This is a genomic window from Mucilaginibacter sp. P4_C11 (genome assembly GCF_056402115.1).
The window spans coordinates 16,714-33,118 of record NZ_JBFUIA010000047.1; the positions used below are offsets into that span (position 1 = coordinate 16,714).

15 protein-coding genes are annotated in these 16,405 nt (G+C 42.3%); 1 reads left to right on the forward strand and 14 read right to left on the reverse strand.

The window, feature by feature from the left end:
• Positions 1–14: 14 nt before the first annotated feature.
• From AC1DU2_RS28175 to AC1DU2_RS28195, 5 genes are all read right to left on the reverse strand, one after another.
• Positions 15–950, reverse strand: a complete 936-nt coding sequence (locus tag AC1DU2_RS28175) for a hypothetical protein (protein WP_477388662.1) — start codon at positions 948–950, stop codon at positions 15–17.
• Positions 947–1,537, reverse strand: coding sequence for a hypothetical protein (locus AC1DU2_RS28180; protein ID WP_477388664.1), 591 nt, complete (start codon positions 1,535–1,537; stop codon positions 947–949). Before AC1DU2_RS28180 ends, AC1DU2_RS28175 begins: the two co-directional genes overlap by 4 nt.
• A gap of 26 nt (positions 1,538–1,563) precedes the next feature.
• Positions 1,564–1,989, reverse strand: a complete 426-nt coding sequence (locus tag AC1DU2_RS28185; protein ID WP_477388666.1) for a hypothetical protein — start codon at positions 1,987–1,989, stop codon at positions 1,564–1,566.
• A gap of 96 nt (positions 1,990–2,085) precedes the next feature.
• Positions 2,086–2,616 (reverse strand): hypothetical protein, encoded by a 531-nt coding sequence (locus tag AC1DU2_RS28190; RefSeq protein ID WP_477367006.1) that lies wholly within the window; start codon positions 2,614–2,616, stop codon positions 2,086–2,088.
• A gap of 293 nt (positions 2,617–2,909) precedes the next feature.
• A complete protein-coding gene (locus AC1DU2_RS28195) occupies positions 2,910–4,190 on the reverse strand; it encodes an OmpA family protein (RefSeq protein ID WP_477388668.1) in 1,281 nt (426 codons plus the stop codon).
• Between the two features lie 155 nt (positions 4,191–4,345).
• Here AC1DU2_RS28195 and AC1DU2_RS28200 point away from each other — a divergent pair, with 155 nt between their 5' ends.
• Positions 4,346–5,218, forward strand: a complete 873-nt coding sequence (locus tag AC1DU2_RS28200; RefSeq protein ID WP_477388670.1) for an Rpn family recombination-promoting nuclease/putative transposase — start codon at positions 4,346–4,348, stop codon at positions 5,216–5,218.
• Positions 5,219–5,236: 18 nt separating this feature from the next.
• Here the strand turns inward: AC1DU2_RS28200 and AC1DU2_RS28205 are convergent, their stop codons facing one another.
• From AC1DU2_RS28205 to AC1DU2_RS28245, 9 genes are all read right to left on the reverse strand, one after another.
• Positions 5,237–5,977: a LytR/AlgR family response regulator transcription factor gene (locus tag AC1DU2_RS28205; RefSeq protein ID WP_477388672.1), complete on the reverse strand. Its 741-nt coding sequence runs from the start codon at positions 5,975–5,977 to the stop codon at positions 5,237–5,239.
• Between the two features lie 3 nt (positions 5,978–5,980).
• On the reverse strand, positions 5,981–9,040 hold the full coding sequence (locus AC1DU2_RS28210; protein ID WP_477388674.1) for a two-component regulator propeller domain-containing protein: 3,060 nt from the start codon (positions 9,038–9,040) through the stop codon (positions 5,981–5,983).
• Between the two features lie 209 nt (positions 9,041–9,249).
• A complete protein-coding gene (locus tag AC1DU2_RS28215; protein ID WP_477388676.1) occupies positions 9,250–9,774 on the reverse strand; it encodes a hypothetical protein in 525 nt (174 codons plus the stop codon).
• Positions 9,775–9,965: 191 nt separating this feature from the next.
• Positions 9,966–11,561, reverse strand: a complete 1,596-nt coding sequence (locus AC1DU2_RS28220) for a S8 family peptidase (RefSeq protein ID WP_477388678.1) — start codon at positions 11,559–11,561, stop codon at positions 9,966–9,968.
• A 219-nt stretch (positions 11,562–11,780) separates the two neighbouring features.
• Positions 11,781–13,343, reverse strand: a complete 1,563-nt coding sequence (locus tag AC1DU2_RS28225) for a M20/M25/M40 family metallo-hydrolase (protein WP_477388680.1) — start codon at positions 13,341–13,343, stop codon at positions 11,781–11,783.
• Positions 13,344–13,452: 109 nt separating this feature from the next.
• A complete protein-coding gene (locus AC1DU2_RS28230) occupies positions 13,453–14,130 on the reverse strand; it encodes a hypothetical protein (protein WP_477388682.1) in 678 nt (225 codons plus the stop codon).
• A 534-nt stretch (positions 14,131–14,664) separates the two neighbouring features.
• Positions 14,665–15,048, reverse strand: a complete 384-nt coding sequence (locus AC1DU2_RS28235; protein ID WP_477388684.1) for a LiaF domain-containing protein — start codon at positions 15,046–15,048, stop codon at positions 14,665–14,667.
• A gap of 123 nt (positions 15,049–15,171) precedes the next feature.
• Complete coding sequence (locus AC1DU2_RS28240) at positions 15,172–15,321, reverse strand: hypothetical protein (protein ID WP_477388686.1); 150 nt, start codon at positions 15,319–15,321, stop codon at positions 15,172–15,174.
• A 285-nt stretch (positions 15,322–15,606) separates the two neighbouring features.
• Positions 15,607–16,386, reverse strand: a complete 780-nt coding sequence (locus tag AC1DU2_RS28245) for a transporter substrate-binding domain-containing protein (protein WP_477388688.1) — start codon at positions 16,384–16,386, stop codon at positions 15,607–15,609.
• Positions 16,387–16,405 lie beyond the last annotated feature (19 nt).

Here is a 16,405-nt window from a genome sequence, read left to right on the forward strand (position 1 = left end):
AGGGTTAATGATTTTTAAGCTTCAATAAGTTGCGGCCGCTCCTCGGCAACCATAATTTTTCTCTTTTCGGGCGCAACAAAAGGCATGTAATAAGCGGTGATGTTTAAGGTGATCATCACCGATGAAAAAAAGTAAAGGCCCATAAAAAAAGCGATGGATACATGAAAAATAATGGCGCCGCCCAGCCACCACTTGCGTAAAACAGCGATGTTGATAAGGGGGTACATCATTTCCAATATGATAGTAAACCAGCCAGCCAACAGGGGTACAGGTGTATTGTATAAAAAATCAAAACTGACCCATTCTGTAGCGTTATAACCATGCACCATTCGCCATATGGCTTCGCCATTGCGCCAGTTGTAGCCCAGCAGCTTCTCGAAACCTGAGAAAAAATAGATGAGGCAAACATGGGTTTGAAATAATTTCAGGCAACGCGCGGTCCTTTCGGCTGATACAGGTTGCTTGTTAAACCATAAACTATCCAATGATAGCAGGCTGCCAACCGGGAAAACGCAGCAATAAAACAGCGCTATCGAGGTAAAAAGATCAACACCATAGCTGTAAAACTCCATGGAGTTGGTTATCAACAGTTGCAAGGCAAGCGATAGGATGGCAGCAGGGCGTGTAAAAAGGCCTGCTAAAAGCATCAACAAGGCTACGGGGTAAATTAACCTTATAATCCACAATAAGCCCTCGTAGCTTAACGGCACGATGCCTTGCAGGTTTTTATATAAACTATAAATGGATGGAATTAAAAAGTCGCGGGTGCCCGCTGCAATATCGGGCGGGATAAAAGCATGAGATGAAAATATGCTATCAAAGTCGGCCTGCAGCGCCATAAAATGGAGCAAGGATATTAACGCTATTCCGCAACGCAGCGAAACCATCCAAAGGCTATTTGAAGGCGCTTTGGAGTTATTTTTAAATAAGCTTTTAACAAAGTTTTTCATTTGGTAAGCTTTAGTTCTTTTATTTTGATGAGGTAATAGTTGTGATCTCCTGCGGCATATTGGCCAAGGGTAGGGAAGCCTATCAGGTTATAACTCACGAAAAAGGTATCCTGCCGGCAAGTGTTCTGGTTATATATTTTAACGGCTATGCTTTTAAAAAGCAAGTCCATGTATTTATCTTCTAATTTTTTATAAGGGGCGTTTTGATCTTCTAAAAGATTATTGGTAACGTGCGAGGAGAGTACCGAAAAGCGCATTTGCGCCTCGAAGCCCTTGAATTGCGCCTGTATTTTTTGGCCGCCACACTCACCAATAATCAATCCGCTGGCTTTGATGTTAGGCGCGAAATACCCGTAAGGCGATCCCGCTGCGGTTAGTTTGCCGTAGTACCTGAATGGGGTATTAAAAAAAAAGTGGTTATAAAAGTAGTTTACAGGTGTGCTTTTTTTTACTTTATAAAAACGGCAATACTTATCGTAAGCAAAAAATACCGAGGTTATAATGATAAAACCTATGTGGAATTTGCTCCAAACTGTAAATAATGCCGCCCTGGTGTTCATGCTTATAAAAACTATGGCTGGCGGCATTTGCCGCCAACCTTTAGTGCTTATTGTTAATTTTTGTAATTTTCAAGAATGCCACTGATTGCTGCTACCGACGATACATTATCGGTTGAATTATAGATGCCGCGTTGCGTTACTTCAATGTCTTCGCCAACAGGTTTGTTTACCATTGATTGGGTAAAAATGCCCGCGCCCACTGTTTTATCGGCAACGTTGTAACCGGTAAGTTTGGGGTACTTGGCATCAGTTACTTTTTTGTAGCTTACCGTGGTTTCCTGGGTAAAGTTTTTAATGCCATACTCTTTTGCCAGCACAGCCTGAAGGCTTTTTTTGTGCGCATCGCTCATAGGCACAGCTTCTTTAGTAACATACAAATTGGCGCCCAGCTTGGTAAAGCCCAGCCTTTGCGCGTTTTTAAAGAATGAAAACGACGCGATACAAGTAATGCCCAGCATTACGGTGATTAATTTTTTCATGGTTTTTTGTTTTGGGTTAAATTTTCTACTCGTAAGGCTTTTCGATTACGCCCCGTTTTTGCCGGTATCTGGCCTCCGGTTTATCTATGAATGGGGTTAATTTTGGGTAAAAGTAGCGGCCGAAATTGTTGTGCTTACCTCTGTTATTTGGGTGTTGTGAGGATCGGTATTATCATAATACTGGCCTTTTAAATCAACTGATGGCGACTTGCAGGCGAAACTGCTACCCGAGCCCGAAAGTACAAGTGTGCCGCCCGCCAATGAAGTATATATGCCGACATTCTGAGTGTTTTTAAGACTGGTTTCAGACACAAGCAGCGCAACCTGGTTGGCCGCCGGCGTATTGTCGTTTCCGCCTACAATAGTATAACTGCCGGCATCTGAATTTCCTTTTCTGAAAACGAAGTTGACCAATACCTTGGTCGAGTTATCATCGGCTACTGCCGAATCGGTAAGCACATCAAGCGTAGTAGATGATGACGCATACAGCTTTTTTGAAGTATAAGCTTTTCCCCTGAAGGTAAACTTGGCTGCCACCTTTACTGTTGGCGTTGCGCTATTGTTTTTTGAGCAGGATGCTGTGGCCAGGGCCGCAAGAAAGGTTAAGAATAAAAGTTGCTTTTTCATAGGATGTTTTTTTTAAGGTGTTATATATTTATTTAATTGTTTAGTCTTTAATTGTTATCAAAAATGTCATTTCGAACGAGCCGGGGAGGGTGTAAGCTTAGGCGTGAGGAGAAATCTTATATACCCTGCATCACCACACGCATCTCGATTGCAGGGCGTATAAGATTTCTCTTTCGCACTCCCACAATTCCCCTCGCATGCGCTATCGAAATGACATTTCTTTAATTAAAAAGGTGTGCACCCGATAGGGTGTATTAGGGGGCTGGGTGATTCTCCGACCGCTACCCATAATCTTACATTTTTACAAATTCAACCCGGCGGTTATTGGCCTTGCCTTCAATAGTTACATTATCGCTGATGGGCTTGGTATCGCCATATCCTTTGGTGGTTAATCGTGCGGCATCAATCCCCATGGTTACCAGTTGTTTTTTAACAGCGGCGGCCCTTTGCTGCGATAATGTTAGGTTGTGTGCAGGCGCACCGCTGTTATCGGTATGGCCATCCACCTCGAATTTTATCTCTGGGTTATCTTTCAATACAGATACGATCATGTTGAGTGTACCCATACTTTCGGGTCTGATGGTGGCCTGGTCGATATCGAAGTTGATACCATGGGTAACAATTTTGGCATCAGTGAATTTTTTGCCCAGCATATTCATGCCGCCGCCGCTGGCTATCCGGAAATTGGATATAATAATAGGGGTCTCGGCATTGCCAATGCCTTCAATGTCAATAGCATGCGGTATTATTCCAATATTGGGTACCACCAGGATGCGGTATTGATCTACATAAATTTTTAACTGGTTTTTTTTATAGGCTATCGCTACGTGATGCCATTTATTATAATAGCTTTCGCCCGAAATTGAAGGGGGAAAGTTGCCGGATAAATCTACTTTGCCGGCCTCCGAACCAAATTCGGCTGATGTCCATCCGGATAGGTTGATGTTTCCCAAATCGTTTTTAGCAGCCAATGCATCAGCATTACTACCATAAAAATAAATACGCGGGCCATAACCCCCGGTAGTGTAACTATCATATTCTATGGTAAACGTATCGCCTAAATACGATGGTGATTTAATTAGCGGACTAACATGCGCGTAGTTGCCATCGGTGAGTAAAAAAGATTTAACATCACCGGTTTGGTTAATAACGGCCTGTCCTGCACCAAGATTCCAGTGGGATGGGAATTCGCCGTTTGGGTCGTCGGTAAAATGATCTTCAAAAATTATTTTATCGCCTGGTACAAAATCGTAATTATTAAAAGCGCTAAAGTTTGGCGTAGTTTGCGCCGGGGCGGTATTGCTATTGGTATTTAAGGCAGCTGTAGCGTTGGTGGTTACCTGGGCGGCGCTATTTGTTTTGCTGCTATTTGCTGATGCAGGATGACCATTGCCGGTTAATATAGTATCGGCGGTATTAACTGCTTTATCGGTAGCGTTATCAAGATGCTGATCAATTTTGGCGTTGGCTTTGCTTTTAAGCTTATCTTTTGCCCGGTTAAGGATATTGCCAAACTGGGCCTGCGAAGTGGCGCAGGCAAATAGTATTAGCAGGAGGAGTAATGTCTTTTTCATTTCGATGTTTTTTGGTAACACGAAAGTGACAAACACCTGAATTTCTTTTGGGCGTTTTTAGTAAGTGGTTATTTTAGGCAATAAGTGGTAGGAGGACAGATGTGCAGATTTTAGATTACAGATGTGCAGATGAATGAAATCTTTTATATTTGGATATGCCCGAACATCGTTTACCTGTTACCGGAAAGTACATAGACCCATTAGTTGATTTTGCTTTTAAGAAAATTTTTGGCAGCGAGCCTAATAAAGATTTGCTTATGGCCTTTTTGAACGAGGTTTTTAGAGGTCGAAAGGTTATTGTTGACCTTGTATATAATAAAAACGAGCATCCGGGCGATTTGAAAGACGAGGGTGCTGCGATATTTGATCTGCTTTGCACGGGTACTGATGGTGAGCAGTTTTTGATTGAAGTGCAACGCGGCAGGCAGGGCTATTTTAAAGAGAGAGCTTTGTTTTACACAAGCCGCCTGATTAGTGACCAGGCACCTAAAGGTAAACGGAATGTTTGGGGGTATAATTTAACCGAGGTTTACCTGGTTGCTTTGTTGGAAGATTTTACATTGGAAATTGGTTCCGGGAATAATTATCTGCATGATATTTGCCTGTGCAACAGGGATACTGGTGAAATATTTTACGATAGGTTGGGTTATACTTATATAGAATTGAGTAAATTTGTTAAAAAGGATACCGACTTGGTAACAGACTTAGACAAATGGCTTTATGTTTTAAAAAACATGAGCCGGATGGACAAAATTCCTGTTTACCTGCGAAAGCCGATATTTGAAAAACTATTTAATATTGCAGAATACACTAATTTTACAAAGGAGGAAAAAGACATGTACGATAGTAGCTTAAAATACAAGTGGGATAATAAAAATGTGTTGGATTATGCGGTATCTACGGCTAAAGCGGAAGGTAAACGTGAAAATTCGCTTGCCATTGCCCGCGAAATGAAAAAAGATGGTTTGCCAATTTCTCAAATTGTAAAATTCACGAAGCTTTCGATCGAAGAAATAGAAAAGCTGTAGCTATTATTTACGCTCACTTCAAATCGAAGCCAGCTGTTCCAAAAATGCTGTTTTTCGTCTGCGGCTTACTTCAATTTCGGTATTATCGCTCATGATAACTGTACCACCATCACCTTTAATGTACTTTTTGATGTGGTTTAAGTTGATAAGATAAGAGTGATGGATGCGGAAAAAATAATGCGCCTGCAAAATATCGTCAAACTCTTTAAGATTTTTGGTTGAGGTGATAGTGGTATCGCAAAGGTGAACCATGGTGTAAACATTGTCGGCCTCGCAATAAATGATATCGCTGATGTTTACAAATTCAATAGTATTTACCGATGCTATGGCTATTTTTCCAAAATTGGTTTTTGGCTGCTGTAACTGATTGAGCAGGTGGGGTACCTGTAGCGCCGCCTGTTTGGGCTGTTCCTGGAGGCGCTCAATAGCTTTGGTTAAATCGTCAAGATCGATGGGCTTTAGTAAAAAGTCAAGTGCCGATAGTTTGATGGCATTTAATGCATAATGGTTATGTGCCGATACAAAAATGATCTTGAAATCAACTTTGCCCAGTTCTTTAAGCATATCAAAAGCATTTTTGCCGGGCATCTCCACATCCAGGAAAACCACATCGGGTTTGTACATGTCAACGCGCTTTATCCCTTCATCGGCGCCCGAAGCAGTGGCCACTACTTTGATGTGCTGAAAATTCTGGCTGATGAGTTGAAGCAAAATGTTGCGCCCTCTTGGTTCGTCGTCAATAACTATGGCTTTCAGCATAAATCAAAATTGTAAAGGTATGGTAATGGTTATTTTGGTTCCGGATGCTTCGCCTGTTGGCTTCTCCAGGTCGTCTATCTTAATGGCGGCATCGTTTTGCAACAAATAAAGCCGTTCTTCGGTAATTTTCATACCCATTGATTGTTTTTTGGTGCCGTTTATGGTTTTAAACCCGGCAGACCGTTGCCGCCCGATGCCATTGTCTTCAATTTCGCAAAACAAGCTACCCATTTTTTGTTCAAAGCTGATGATTAGTTTTTTATCGCCTTTTTTATGTATCAGCCCATGCCAAAGCGCGTTTTCGGCAAATGGTTGTATGATCATGGTTGGGATACGGATAAATGAAGGGTGTATGTTGTTACCTATCCTGATATCAAACTCAAAATCGTCGTTAAAGCGCAATTTTTCTAATGATAGGTATAGCCGTAAAGTTTCTATTTCATCCTCAAGCGTGATAAACTGTTTTTCTGAATTTTCCAGGATCATCCTTACCAGTTTAGAAAAGTTGGAGAGGTACGTGTATGCCGCTTTGGTGTGCTTACTTACAATGCATTCCTGTATGGAGTTGAGCGCGTTGAAAATAAAATGAGGGTTCATTTGCGCGCGCAGGGCTTTCATTTCCAAATCAGAAAGCTGCAACTGGAGGGCCGCTTTTTTTCGCTCCCGTAAACGCACACTCCTGATAATGACGAGTAACGATAACCCGGCTACCACCCAAAATATGGTTTCGAACCACCACGTTTTCCAGAAAGGCGGTTTAACTATAAATTCAACCCTTTTTTCGGCGCTGGTTAAGCCATCTGATGTAACTGCTTTAAATCGGAAAGTATAAGCGCCCGGAGGCAGGCTGTTGTAGTCGATTTTCCCGGTGTTGCCCACATAGTTCCAATCTTTTTCAACTTTATCCAGTTTGCCGTAATAACGGTTTTGAAGCGGATTAGTGTAATTAACAAGTGCCCAGTTAAACGATATTTTTTCGCTGTTGGGAGGGACGACGTAGCCTGCTTTTTCTTTATTCAGGATGGTACTGTCGTTGGCGCTCACACTGGTTAGCAGTAAGTTTTTTGTTGTTGGCTTATGAAGCAGATCGGCAGGAGTGTAGCTGGTGATATAGTTTTCGGCGGCGTAAATCATACTGCCGTTTGGCAATGTGCGCAGTGTGCCATTCATGTCGTTGTTAATCAACCCGTCTTCCTCGGTGTACTGGTTAAAGCTATAGTTGGCAAGGTTAAAAACCACAAGCCCGTTTCTTGTGGCAATCCAAAGGTTATTAGCATGGTCGGGTGCGTAGTCGTAAACATATTTGTTCATGCCGGCCGGCAGCGGCCAGCCCCGCGACGTATTATTTTGAGTATTGATAGCTACAATGGTGGAATTATCTACTACCCAAAGTTTACCGTCCTGGTAATAAATATTAAGCGCCCTGCTATAGGGGGTAATATTTTTATCAATAAACCTGTCGAATTTTTTTGTTGATACCGAGTATTTGACTATTCCGTAATCCATATCGGTAAACCAGATATTGCCCTGGCTATCGGCAACAGCACCTGCTATATTAACGCCTTTGGGTAAACCGCCACCGTCGGGCAGTTTAACCACCAGCGCGTTAAATTTATTGGTTTTGGCATCATATTCCCATACTCCCCTGCGCCATGGGAAACACCATATTTTACCCTTGTTTACAAAAATTCCGTTAATGAAATTGTAGGGGTATTTGCCGGTTTGGTTTACCTTGTAGCACACTGTGGTAAACTTACCCGTAAGCTTATTCATTTTGAAAATACCGTACGAAGTTGAAAACCATAGTTCATCCTTGCCATATGGTGTAATGCCCATAACCGCCAGCTCGTTTTTGGCATAGGCCGTGTCGGCTTGCTTAATGGCGGCGGTGTAGTTTTTTTTGATGTTAAACGCGCTATCAAACAAGGTAAGCTCGAGGTTACGATCACCGCCCAGCCATAGCTGGTTGTCCTGGTAAAATAATGTTGGGGCCTGGCTGGTTATATTGGGTTGCGATGTGATGAAATGATGCCTGAACAATTGGCGGGTAGGGTCAAGTATGTAAACGCCCCTTGCTGTAGATATCCAAAGCAGGTTATCGCGCGAAACATAAAAACAATGCGGGTCAAGCGCGGCTGCTTCGCTAATAGGTTTCAAATCGTGGTGCTCAAATTTATCAAAAGGCTCGGTAAAGGAGGTTAAGTTATCAGTTAACCACATAGTATAGTGGTTGTTAATCGTTTTTTGCTCGGCAATGCTTGCTATATGATGAGGTGTTCCGGGCATCGAGCCGTACGATTTTACCGACCAGTTTTCAGGGATTATTTGTTTAAGGCCCTTGCTCCAGCAACCGGCCCATATTTTACCCGCATGATCTTCAAAAACGGTATTTATCATTCCGTCATAGTCGGCATCGTTCTCTGGTCCGTCAAATTGTGTAAACTGGTGTTTGGCTACATCAAACATCCAAACGCCGTTTACCGTTGCCAGCCACAGTCGCTTTTTGCGCCCAAGGGTTAAGGAGTTGATGGTGTTATCAAAATTTACAAACTCGCGCCTGCCGTCCCTGTTATTGGTAAAATGCCTGAATGTTTTTTCAACCATATCAAAGCATAACAGACCGCCCATAGTGGCAATCCATAATTTGTTACCGTCAAGCGCCAGGCTGTTCATACTGTTATCAAATTCCGACCTGTACGAATGGATTTTATTGGTTACCGGATCAAGTGATGATAACCCCTCGGATGTTGCCAGCCACAGGATATGGTTTTTATCTTCGGTAATGGCGTTAACCTGGTTGCTGAATAGTTTGTAGTCGGTAGGGGTATTGTTTGTTTGCAGGTTATGAAAAACCGAGCCGTCGAAGCTGTTGAGCCCATACTGCGTCCCCATCCACATGATGCCCTGGCTATCCTGAAAAAAGCAGTTCACCTGGTTGTCAGATAGTCCGTCTTTCTCACTCAAGTGGTAAAAAAGCAGTTTTGAGTTACTTACCTGCGCGTTGATATGGCCCGCAAAAAGCAAGAAAACAAAAAGCGATAATATGTAATTTTTAACCGGCAAAGGGTGATGTTTAGGGTGTAGTTGAAAGAAATTCCCTTTAAAAGTAGCATATTATATTGTTTGCCGTATAAAAAATATTTTTTCATTAATCTGGACAGCAGTAGGTTAACCATCCTGAATTATTGTTTACAATTCAGTAATTTAGCTGCCAACAAAAAGCCCGTCTCAATTTCGTTAAGGCGGGCTTCTTGTTTTAGTAGCAGATATCATCAATCAAAATCATGGTCAACAGGTGATAAAATAACGCCATGGTGCGCGTTTACCACGCCGTTTGCATAGCCATTGTTATCAACAAACATTTTTTCGTTTTCAATAAAGAAGTGCACTTCGCCTACATTGAAATTGCCTTTTATGGTAATTACACGGTCGGGTTCCTGGGCATGAATTTCGTTTAAAATATGGCTTGACAGGCCGTGAAACTCATGTTTGTCCATTTGGTAAACATCAAGCACGGGCTGTTCATGGCCGGTTTGGTATATTTTAATTCTGTAGTTGCTTAAATCCACGCGGATGTCAGCTCTGTCGGCAACGACATTGTCGGTAATGTTTAATGCTTTGCCATCGGTAGTGGCGATGCGGGCGGCGATACGGAGTGGCTGATTTTCATTGCCTTTTTGCTCGTTGTAATAAGTTAGTATCCGCAAAAACTCCGTGCTGTTATTACCATCATTTACGGTAAGCGTGCGTTGTTCGCTTAAAAAGATGGTGGTGCCAAAAATAAATGCATGTTTCATGGCTTCGATAATTTAGTTTATAAATCAATAAGTACTAAATTCCTAAATTGTTTTATTTTATGTTGATTGTTGTTTTTAAGCTTTTGAAAGATAACAACCTACCATTACGTGTTTCCCGGCATTAAATAAAACTCCATAAAAAAGCCACCCAATGAGTGTTGGGTGGCTTTCAATATTTATTAAGGGGCTAATTAATAGGTTGCCGCGAGCTTCAAAGCATTATATGCGTTAACCACACCGCCAGAAACGCAAAGATCTTCAAAGGCAACCTTCTTTTTCTTGTCGCCATCTTTAACAATTATTTTGTGATCTATTTTTACTACCGATTTCAGGATGATCTCTTTTACCTGTATCGCGCTTAGTTTAGGATAGTACGAGCGGATAAGCGCGGCCAAACCTGCCACCACCGGCGATGCCATGCTGGTGCCATCATGCTCGGCATAAGTTGAGTTTGGCGTAGTTGAATTAATTTTTACTCCCGGAGCAAATACATCAACACTGGTTTTGCCGTAATTTGAAAACGACGCCTTAAGGGTTTCGTCATCTTTTAAGCCGGAGGCTCCAACCTCTATCCAGCCCTTCGCTTCTGTTTTGTCCTCATAAACGCGGGTAGGGAAATTGTTGTCAACTTCGGTATTTTTATTGTCATTACCTGCCGCATGTACAATAAGTACATCTTTGCTCATAGCAAACCGAACTGCATCGTCAACTGCTTTTTTATCAAAGGAGTAGCCTTTACCAAAACTCATATTAATAACTTTTGCGCCGTTTGACGCTGCATAACGTATAGCATTAGCCACATCTTTATCGCGTTCGTCGCCGTTTGGAACCGTACGTACCGACATGATCATCACATCGTTCGCCACACCCATTACTCCTATGTTATTGGTACGCACAGCACCTATAATACCAGCCACATGCGATCCATGGTCGGCGTCGGGGCCGGCAACATCGGTGTTGCCATAAAAACGCTCGTTGCTATCAGTATAGTTATCGCCCACAATACTCCTTGGGTCAAAACCGATGTTTAAATGATAATCCAACTGCTCTTTATAGTGTTTAAGCGGACTATTAATCTCTTGTTCCCTAAAATCGGCGAGATCTTTAAAATCGCCAAGGGCCGAAACCAATATGCGTTTTACGTATGCTTCGCCGTCATTGTCGGGATTGTAGCTTTTAATATCATCCAACTTTGGGTTGGGGTTGTTTAACTTGGGTAACATAGCATCCAGCAAACTGCTAAACCTGGTAATGATATCGTAAGTTTTTTGCGCTTTTTGAAGCCGTTTATCAAGGTCAGTTTTCATCAGACCGTAAGCTTTAAAGTCAGTTAGGTCTTTACCGGTCAAGGCTGTAGTATCGGCATTGGCAAATTTTGCATTGTACAAACGCGTCAGACGGGTAAGTTCCAGGTTGTCATAGTGTACATCGCCCTTTGACGAGCCTATAAAATCCCAGCCATGCAGGTCATCAATATAGCCGTTTTTGTCATCATCGGTATTGTTGCCGGCCACCTCGGCGGGGTTGGTCCATATTACCTGCTTAAGATCCTCATGATTAATATCAACGCCGCCATCTATTACGGCAACTAATACAGGTACATGCTTTTTTTCTTTAAGTAACTCGTTGTAAGTTTTTTCGGTACTGATGCCAAAAAAGTTATCTGTTTTAAGGTCGAGGTTTTGCCAGTTTGGTATTGGTTTAGTTACATCCTGGGCTTTTAAACAAATAGGAAAAAAAAGGATTGCTGCAAATGCAAGCCTTTTAAATGCAGAAAAATTGCTCATTTATAAATTATCGGTTTAGATTAAATCTGTAATAAATAGCTAAAATAGTTTATTAATTTAAATTAACATTCATAAATAAAATAAATGTTAATAACGAAAAGCCCCCCGCGACGCGGAAGGCTTTTAAAATAGTACAAACATTTAATTGAACCTAAAGTGTTTATTTTGATCCGGAGGCTCGTCAAATTGTTTAGGTCGTTAACGTTTTTATCGGACAAATTACTTATCCAATCCACCCCTTCGCGTTGCCTTGGTTTGTGCAGGCCATTTAACGCCTTCGGTTTTGGTATTGGTTGTTTTTACCGGATCTTCACTGGCCATATAAGCCATTATAGCCGCCAACATAGCGTTGTTCTTCAGGTCATCAAATACTACCTTGTCATAAGTATCCCTGTTGGTGTGCCAGGTATATGACCCGTACGACCAGTTGAGCGAACTTAGTGAAAAACCAGGAGCACCAACGGCTACAAATGATGCAAAATCAGAGCCGCCACCGCCGGGTTGGCCGGGGAAGTTGGTTTTTATCCTGTTTTTTATTGTATCGGGTACGGCCGTAAGCCACCTGGTTAAGTAATCTTTTGATTCAACAAAACCCTGGCCACCGATATTAACAACACGGCCGGTGCCATTATCCTGGTTAAACAAGGCCTGCAGGTTTTTTACTATTTCTGGATGGTCTTCAACAAATGCGCGCGAACCATTCAATCCTTCTTCCTCGCTGCCCCAATGGCCTACTAAAATGGTGCGTTTTGGATGAGGATAATATTTTTTGAGCAGGCGCATTGCCTCCATCATGGTAAGGGTACCCGTGCCGTTATCGGTAGCGCCTGTACCACCGTCCCATGAATCAAAATGCGCGCTTAGCATTACATACTCATCGGGTTTTTCTGTGCCCTTAATTTCGGCGATGGTGTTAAATGTTGGTACTACACCCAGTTCTTTTGATTCGCAGTGGATGCTGATTTTTGGGCTGGTGCCCGATTCGGTTAAGCGGTAAAGCATTCCGTAATCTTCTAACGCTATATCAACAGTTGGGACTATTTTGGTATACGCGCCAAAAATTTTATCAACCCCGAAACCTGCCGACCAGTTATTGGTGATAATACCTGCCGCGCCGGCATTTTCAAGTGCAACAGGCAATGTTTTATTGGTAAGCCCCGTTTTGCTGATGCGCTTTTTCCATGCGTCGGTTTGGGCGGTACGTGCGGCTTTCATCCTGTCGAACGAATCTTTGGTGGCAAATTCCGTCCAGTTATAATCGGGCCGTCCTGTTGGCTGACACATGGATATCAGCACAAATTTACCCTTTACATTGGGCAGCCATTGTTGGAAAGCAACTGAATCAGCCAGATCCGGCAAGATGATCAGTTCGGCAGTTACCGTTTTTTTGCCCATGCCGGGGCTCCAGGCCAGTTGGGTGCCTTCTAATGATTTTACCCTTGGCGATATCATATCTATATGCGAAACACCACGTTCCCAGCCGCGCCATTCGCCCCATTTTTCGTTGTGGGCTTGTATATCCCAGCTTTTGTATTTGGCCACGGCCCAATCATTGGCCTGTTTCATTTGCGGTGTGCCAACTAAACGCGGGCCAATGCCATCAAAAAGCTGATGGGCAAGGTTTTCCAGTTGCGAGTTGCCGGTTTCTTCGGTCATGATGTTGTTGATAACAGGATTGGCAGATTGCGCGTTGGCAACACCACCATACAGTAAAGCGCCTATAACAATTGGTCGTGCTTTGTACCAAATATTAAGGCCGAAATTCAGGTTAATGTGTTTCATGAACCTAATTTAGAGAAAAGGAGTGAGGCATTGATAATTTATGCCTCACCGGGCTTCATTGCAAACACTTTGTTACATAAAATGTGAAGGTTATAGTTAAACAGGTAACTTAAGTATGAATTTGAAGCATCTGGTTCCCGCCTTTTTGAAACTCGTAGTCTACCTTTATCAAATTTAAAACTTTACTTTTTGCAAAATGGGCTAATACAGCATCCATAACGTTGTTTTTTTGCGCATCAAGGTTTAAAACCGGAAAAATTCGTACCTGTTTGCAAACACGTAACATTTCCTGTATGGTAGCAATGTGAAAATCGACACCAAGATTTGCGTACAAAAGCAAAAAATGCGAGCTTACTCCGATATCAAATTGTTGGTCGCGATATGGTGTTTTATCCGGCATCATATGGGTTACGTAACGGCCTTCTTGTTTGCCTTTTTCAAAATCGGCGAGGAAGTTTTTCATCGCGTTCATGCGGATACTAACAAGATTGTCTATGGTTTTGATCTCGTTCCATACAAATTTATCGTAGTTGGCGGTCATTTGTTCAATAACTTCGGTTTTGGTTTCAATGATCCTTTGTTCTATTTCGGCCCTGGAAAACTGGTAAACAGGATCCATCGAAGTTACACTTCCTTGCATATGGGTTAGTTCGGCGTTAAAGCTTGCCGGCCCATCACCAACGCTTAAAAAGTTAAGGTTTAAATCGGCGGGAGTTAGGCCGAACATTTTTTGGTACTCCGTTAAAGTACGCCCCCACGGGACTACAGATTTTAAGGTAAACGACATGGAAATAATTTAAATAAAAAAGCCTGCTAAGTAAGCAGGCTTTAAAGTGTATACGCGATAAACAATAATTTAAACTGCTACAATAAATTTATACTACGCGGTTGCCAATTATTATTTGTTGTTATTTTCATTTTGATAATAAGTAACAAATGTAGGAATTAGCGGGGGTTTTTAAGTGAATAAATGGTCAATTAGCCAGCAATCGCTTTTAAAAGTTGATCCTGAAGAAAGGTAGCTCCTAAGGAGCAAAAGAAGTGTTGAATTCGTTTTCTACAAACAGGTTGCCTCTACCAGGCAGCTTAAAGTGTACTAAGCTTGCAAAGGTTAACCTTTTGTAGCTGAAAAGTTTAAAAGCGATTGCTATGTATAAAGCAAAGGTTTATTAGCGATAGGTGGATTTATGTAGATACCTTGAAAAGAAAGGTTTTTGAATATACGCCAGATGAGAAACTGATTGAGTGGAAGCATTAGCCAGGTACATGAAAGTCAACTGTCAAAGCCCTCTGTACTATTCAGTGTATTTGATCTTAATCGTTAATCTTCCAGATCGTTCACAATTTCAACAGCGGCGAAAAACGAGAGTCCTTTAAGCATCAAAACTTTAGCAGATTTTTGTTTCCTGGTTAAGTAGCTCCGGTTGTCTTCCAACTGAGATGCAAAGTGTGTTATATCGGCTTCAATTTGCCAGTCGGAGGGGATTACGATGGTTACCTGGCCAAATGCCTGCGATATATCTAGGTAGGCAAACCCTGTAATATCGGCCTGGGTAAAATCCAGTTCGGTGCTGCCAAATACGTTCCTTACACTGCCACCTTTAAAATCTTTTGAAAGTATGGTTCTTTTTATCTCGCCAAAAATGGTTGTGGTATCAAAGCTATCGTCGGCGTTTTCGGTCATGGTTCCTGATAAAATGTTCATATTCTTTGATCTAATTGTCGAACAAAAATAGGCAAAGCAATAGCTGCTGAAACCGAAAGTTTGCAGGATGGTAAAAGTTGTCGGTAAACGCAGGGAATATGTCGGTAAACGGCGCGGCGCCGTTTAATTTAAATTGGCTATCCCTCTGAAAAATTGGATCGCTCCAAAAACTATCGCGCCCCAAAATATAAAGCCAATATGAGCCATTGTTAGTACCAGGCCACCGACACACCATAACGCGCCGTAAAGCATATCTTTTTGTGCTTTTTCCATTGTGATAAGTTATAAGGTTTTTATTATGCAGGCACTATTGCCGACACCATAAATTTATTTATTGTAATTGGTTTTTACAATAGCAGGTTAAATGATTTTGTAAAGATGCAGTTGTAAACTTTTATGGCCGGCGATTCCCTAAAAAAGCAATTGAAAAAACAAAACCACTCCTAAATGCATTAGACGCATTTTTGAAATTTGGCGGCCTGTAAAAGGGCATAAACCAGTATAAATTAAGGCTGATGCTTAATGCGATTTTACATCGGCTTTTTTTTAACGGTTATATTATTTGGCATCCTTGCCCGCTACCACGCTGTCAATCTCGGTTTGTGTGATTCCGTATTTTGCCATTCGTTTACGGTGATCGGCCGAACCAAGGTATTCGTGAAGTTGTGCATTCACAGCCTGCAGAAGACTTAGGTTATTTTTGCTAAATGAGAAGGCACCAACAGGGGCTTTTCCACCTTTGCTATTTGTGAAAGGGACTGCTTCCAGTTCCGGATTGGCATTTGCAGTGGCATGGTTTCCAACTGCCGTGGCTGCAAAAGCGTCAATCTTTCCGGCCAGCAATGCGGCGGTAGCATCTGGTTGGCTGTTAAAAAGCACGATTTGGCTATCGCTCACGCCCGCCGACTTTGCAGCATCGAACTGCACTTGACCGGGAATAAGGCCAAGCAGCGCATCGCTGCGCATCATCACTGATTCATAATTTGTCAGGGCCTTCGGGTTGCCATGATACACGAGGAATCCATCGCCAAGCGACCATACCGGCACGCTGAAAGCTACATTCATTGCTCGTTCGGGCGTAACAAAAATGGGCACGTTCATATCCCAACGTCCGGCCTGAACGCCTGGTAAAAGCTCTTCAAACGTAGTGAGCTGATATTCGATGGACGTTATGCCAATTGTCCGTAACACCACCTCGACCAATTCGATGTCGGCACCCTTTACCAGATGGTTTTCGTCAGTCCAGTAAAAAGGTGGTTCTTCGATATATGCTATTCGTACTTTCATGTTTTTACTCCACGACGTTAAAGGCGAATGTTCTGAAATTTCTGTTTCCATTTTGCTTGTCGTTATCTTG

Bases quoted from the DNA above. Each gene is read 5' to 3' on its own strand.
- AC1DU2_RS28235 (WP_477388684.1), bottom strand. From the start codon at position 15,048: ATGAACATTTTATCAGGAACCATGACCGAAAACGCCGACGATAGCTTT.
- AC1DU2_RS28230 (WP_477388682.1), bottom strand. From the start codon at position 14,130: ATGTCGTTTACCTTAAAATCTGTAGTCCCGTGGGGGCGTACTTTAACG.
- AC1DU2_RS28215 (WP_477388676.1), bottom strand. From the start codon at position 9,774: ATGAAACATGCATTTATTTTTGGCACCACCATCTTTTTAAGCGAACAA.
- AC1DU2_RS28200 (WP_477388670.1), top strand. From the start codon at position 4,346: ATGCCCGAACATCGTTTACCTGTTACCGGAAAGTACATAGACCCATTA.
- AC1DU2_RS28245 (WP_477388688.1), bottom strand. From the start codon at position 16,386: ATGGAAACAGAAATTTCAGAACATTCGCCTTTAACGTCGTGGAGTAAA.
- AC1DU2_RS28190 (WP_477367006.1), bottom strand. From the start codon at position 2,616: ATGAAAAAGCAACTTTTATTCTTAACCTTTCTTGCGGCCCTGGCCACA.
- AC1DU2_RS28195 (WP_477388668.1), bottom strand. From the start codon at position 4,190: ATGAAAAAGACATTACTCCTCCTGCTAATACTATTTGCCTGCGCCACT.
- AC1DU2_RS28175 (WP_477388662.1), bottom strand. From the start codon at position 950: ATGAAAAACTTTGTTAAAAGCTTATTTAAAAATAACTCCAAAGCGCCT.
- AC1DU2_RS28185 (WP_477388666.1), bottom strand. From the start codon at position 1,989: ATGAAAAAATTAATCACCGTAATGCTGGGCATTACTTGTATCGCGTCG.
- AC1DU2_RS28205 (WP_477388672.1), bottom strand. From the start codon at position 5,977: ATGCTGAAAGCCATAGTTATTGACGACGAACCAAGAGGGCGCAACATT.
- AC1DU2_RS28220 (WP_477388678.1), bottom strand. From the start codon at position 11,561: ATGAGCAATTTTTCTGCATTTAAAAGGCTTGCATTTGCAGCAATCCTT.
- AC1DU2_RS28180 (WP_477388664.1), bottom strand. From the start codon at position 1,537: ATGCCGCCAGCCATAGTTTTTATAAGCATGAACACCAGGGCGGCATTA.
- AC1DU2_RS28240 (WP_477388686.1), bottom strand. From the start codon at position 15,321: ATGGAAAAAGCACAAAAAGATATGCTTTACGGCGCGTTATGGTGTGTC.
- AC1DU2_RS28225 (WP_477388680.1), bottom strand. From the start codon at position 13,343: ATGAAACACATTAACCTGAATTTCGGCCTTAATATTTGGTACAAAGCA.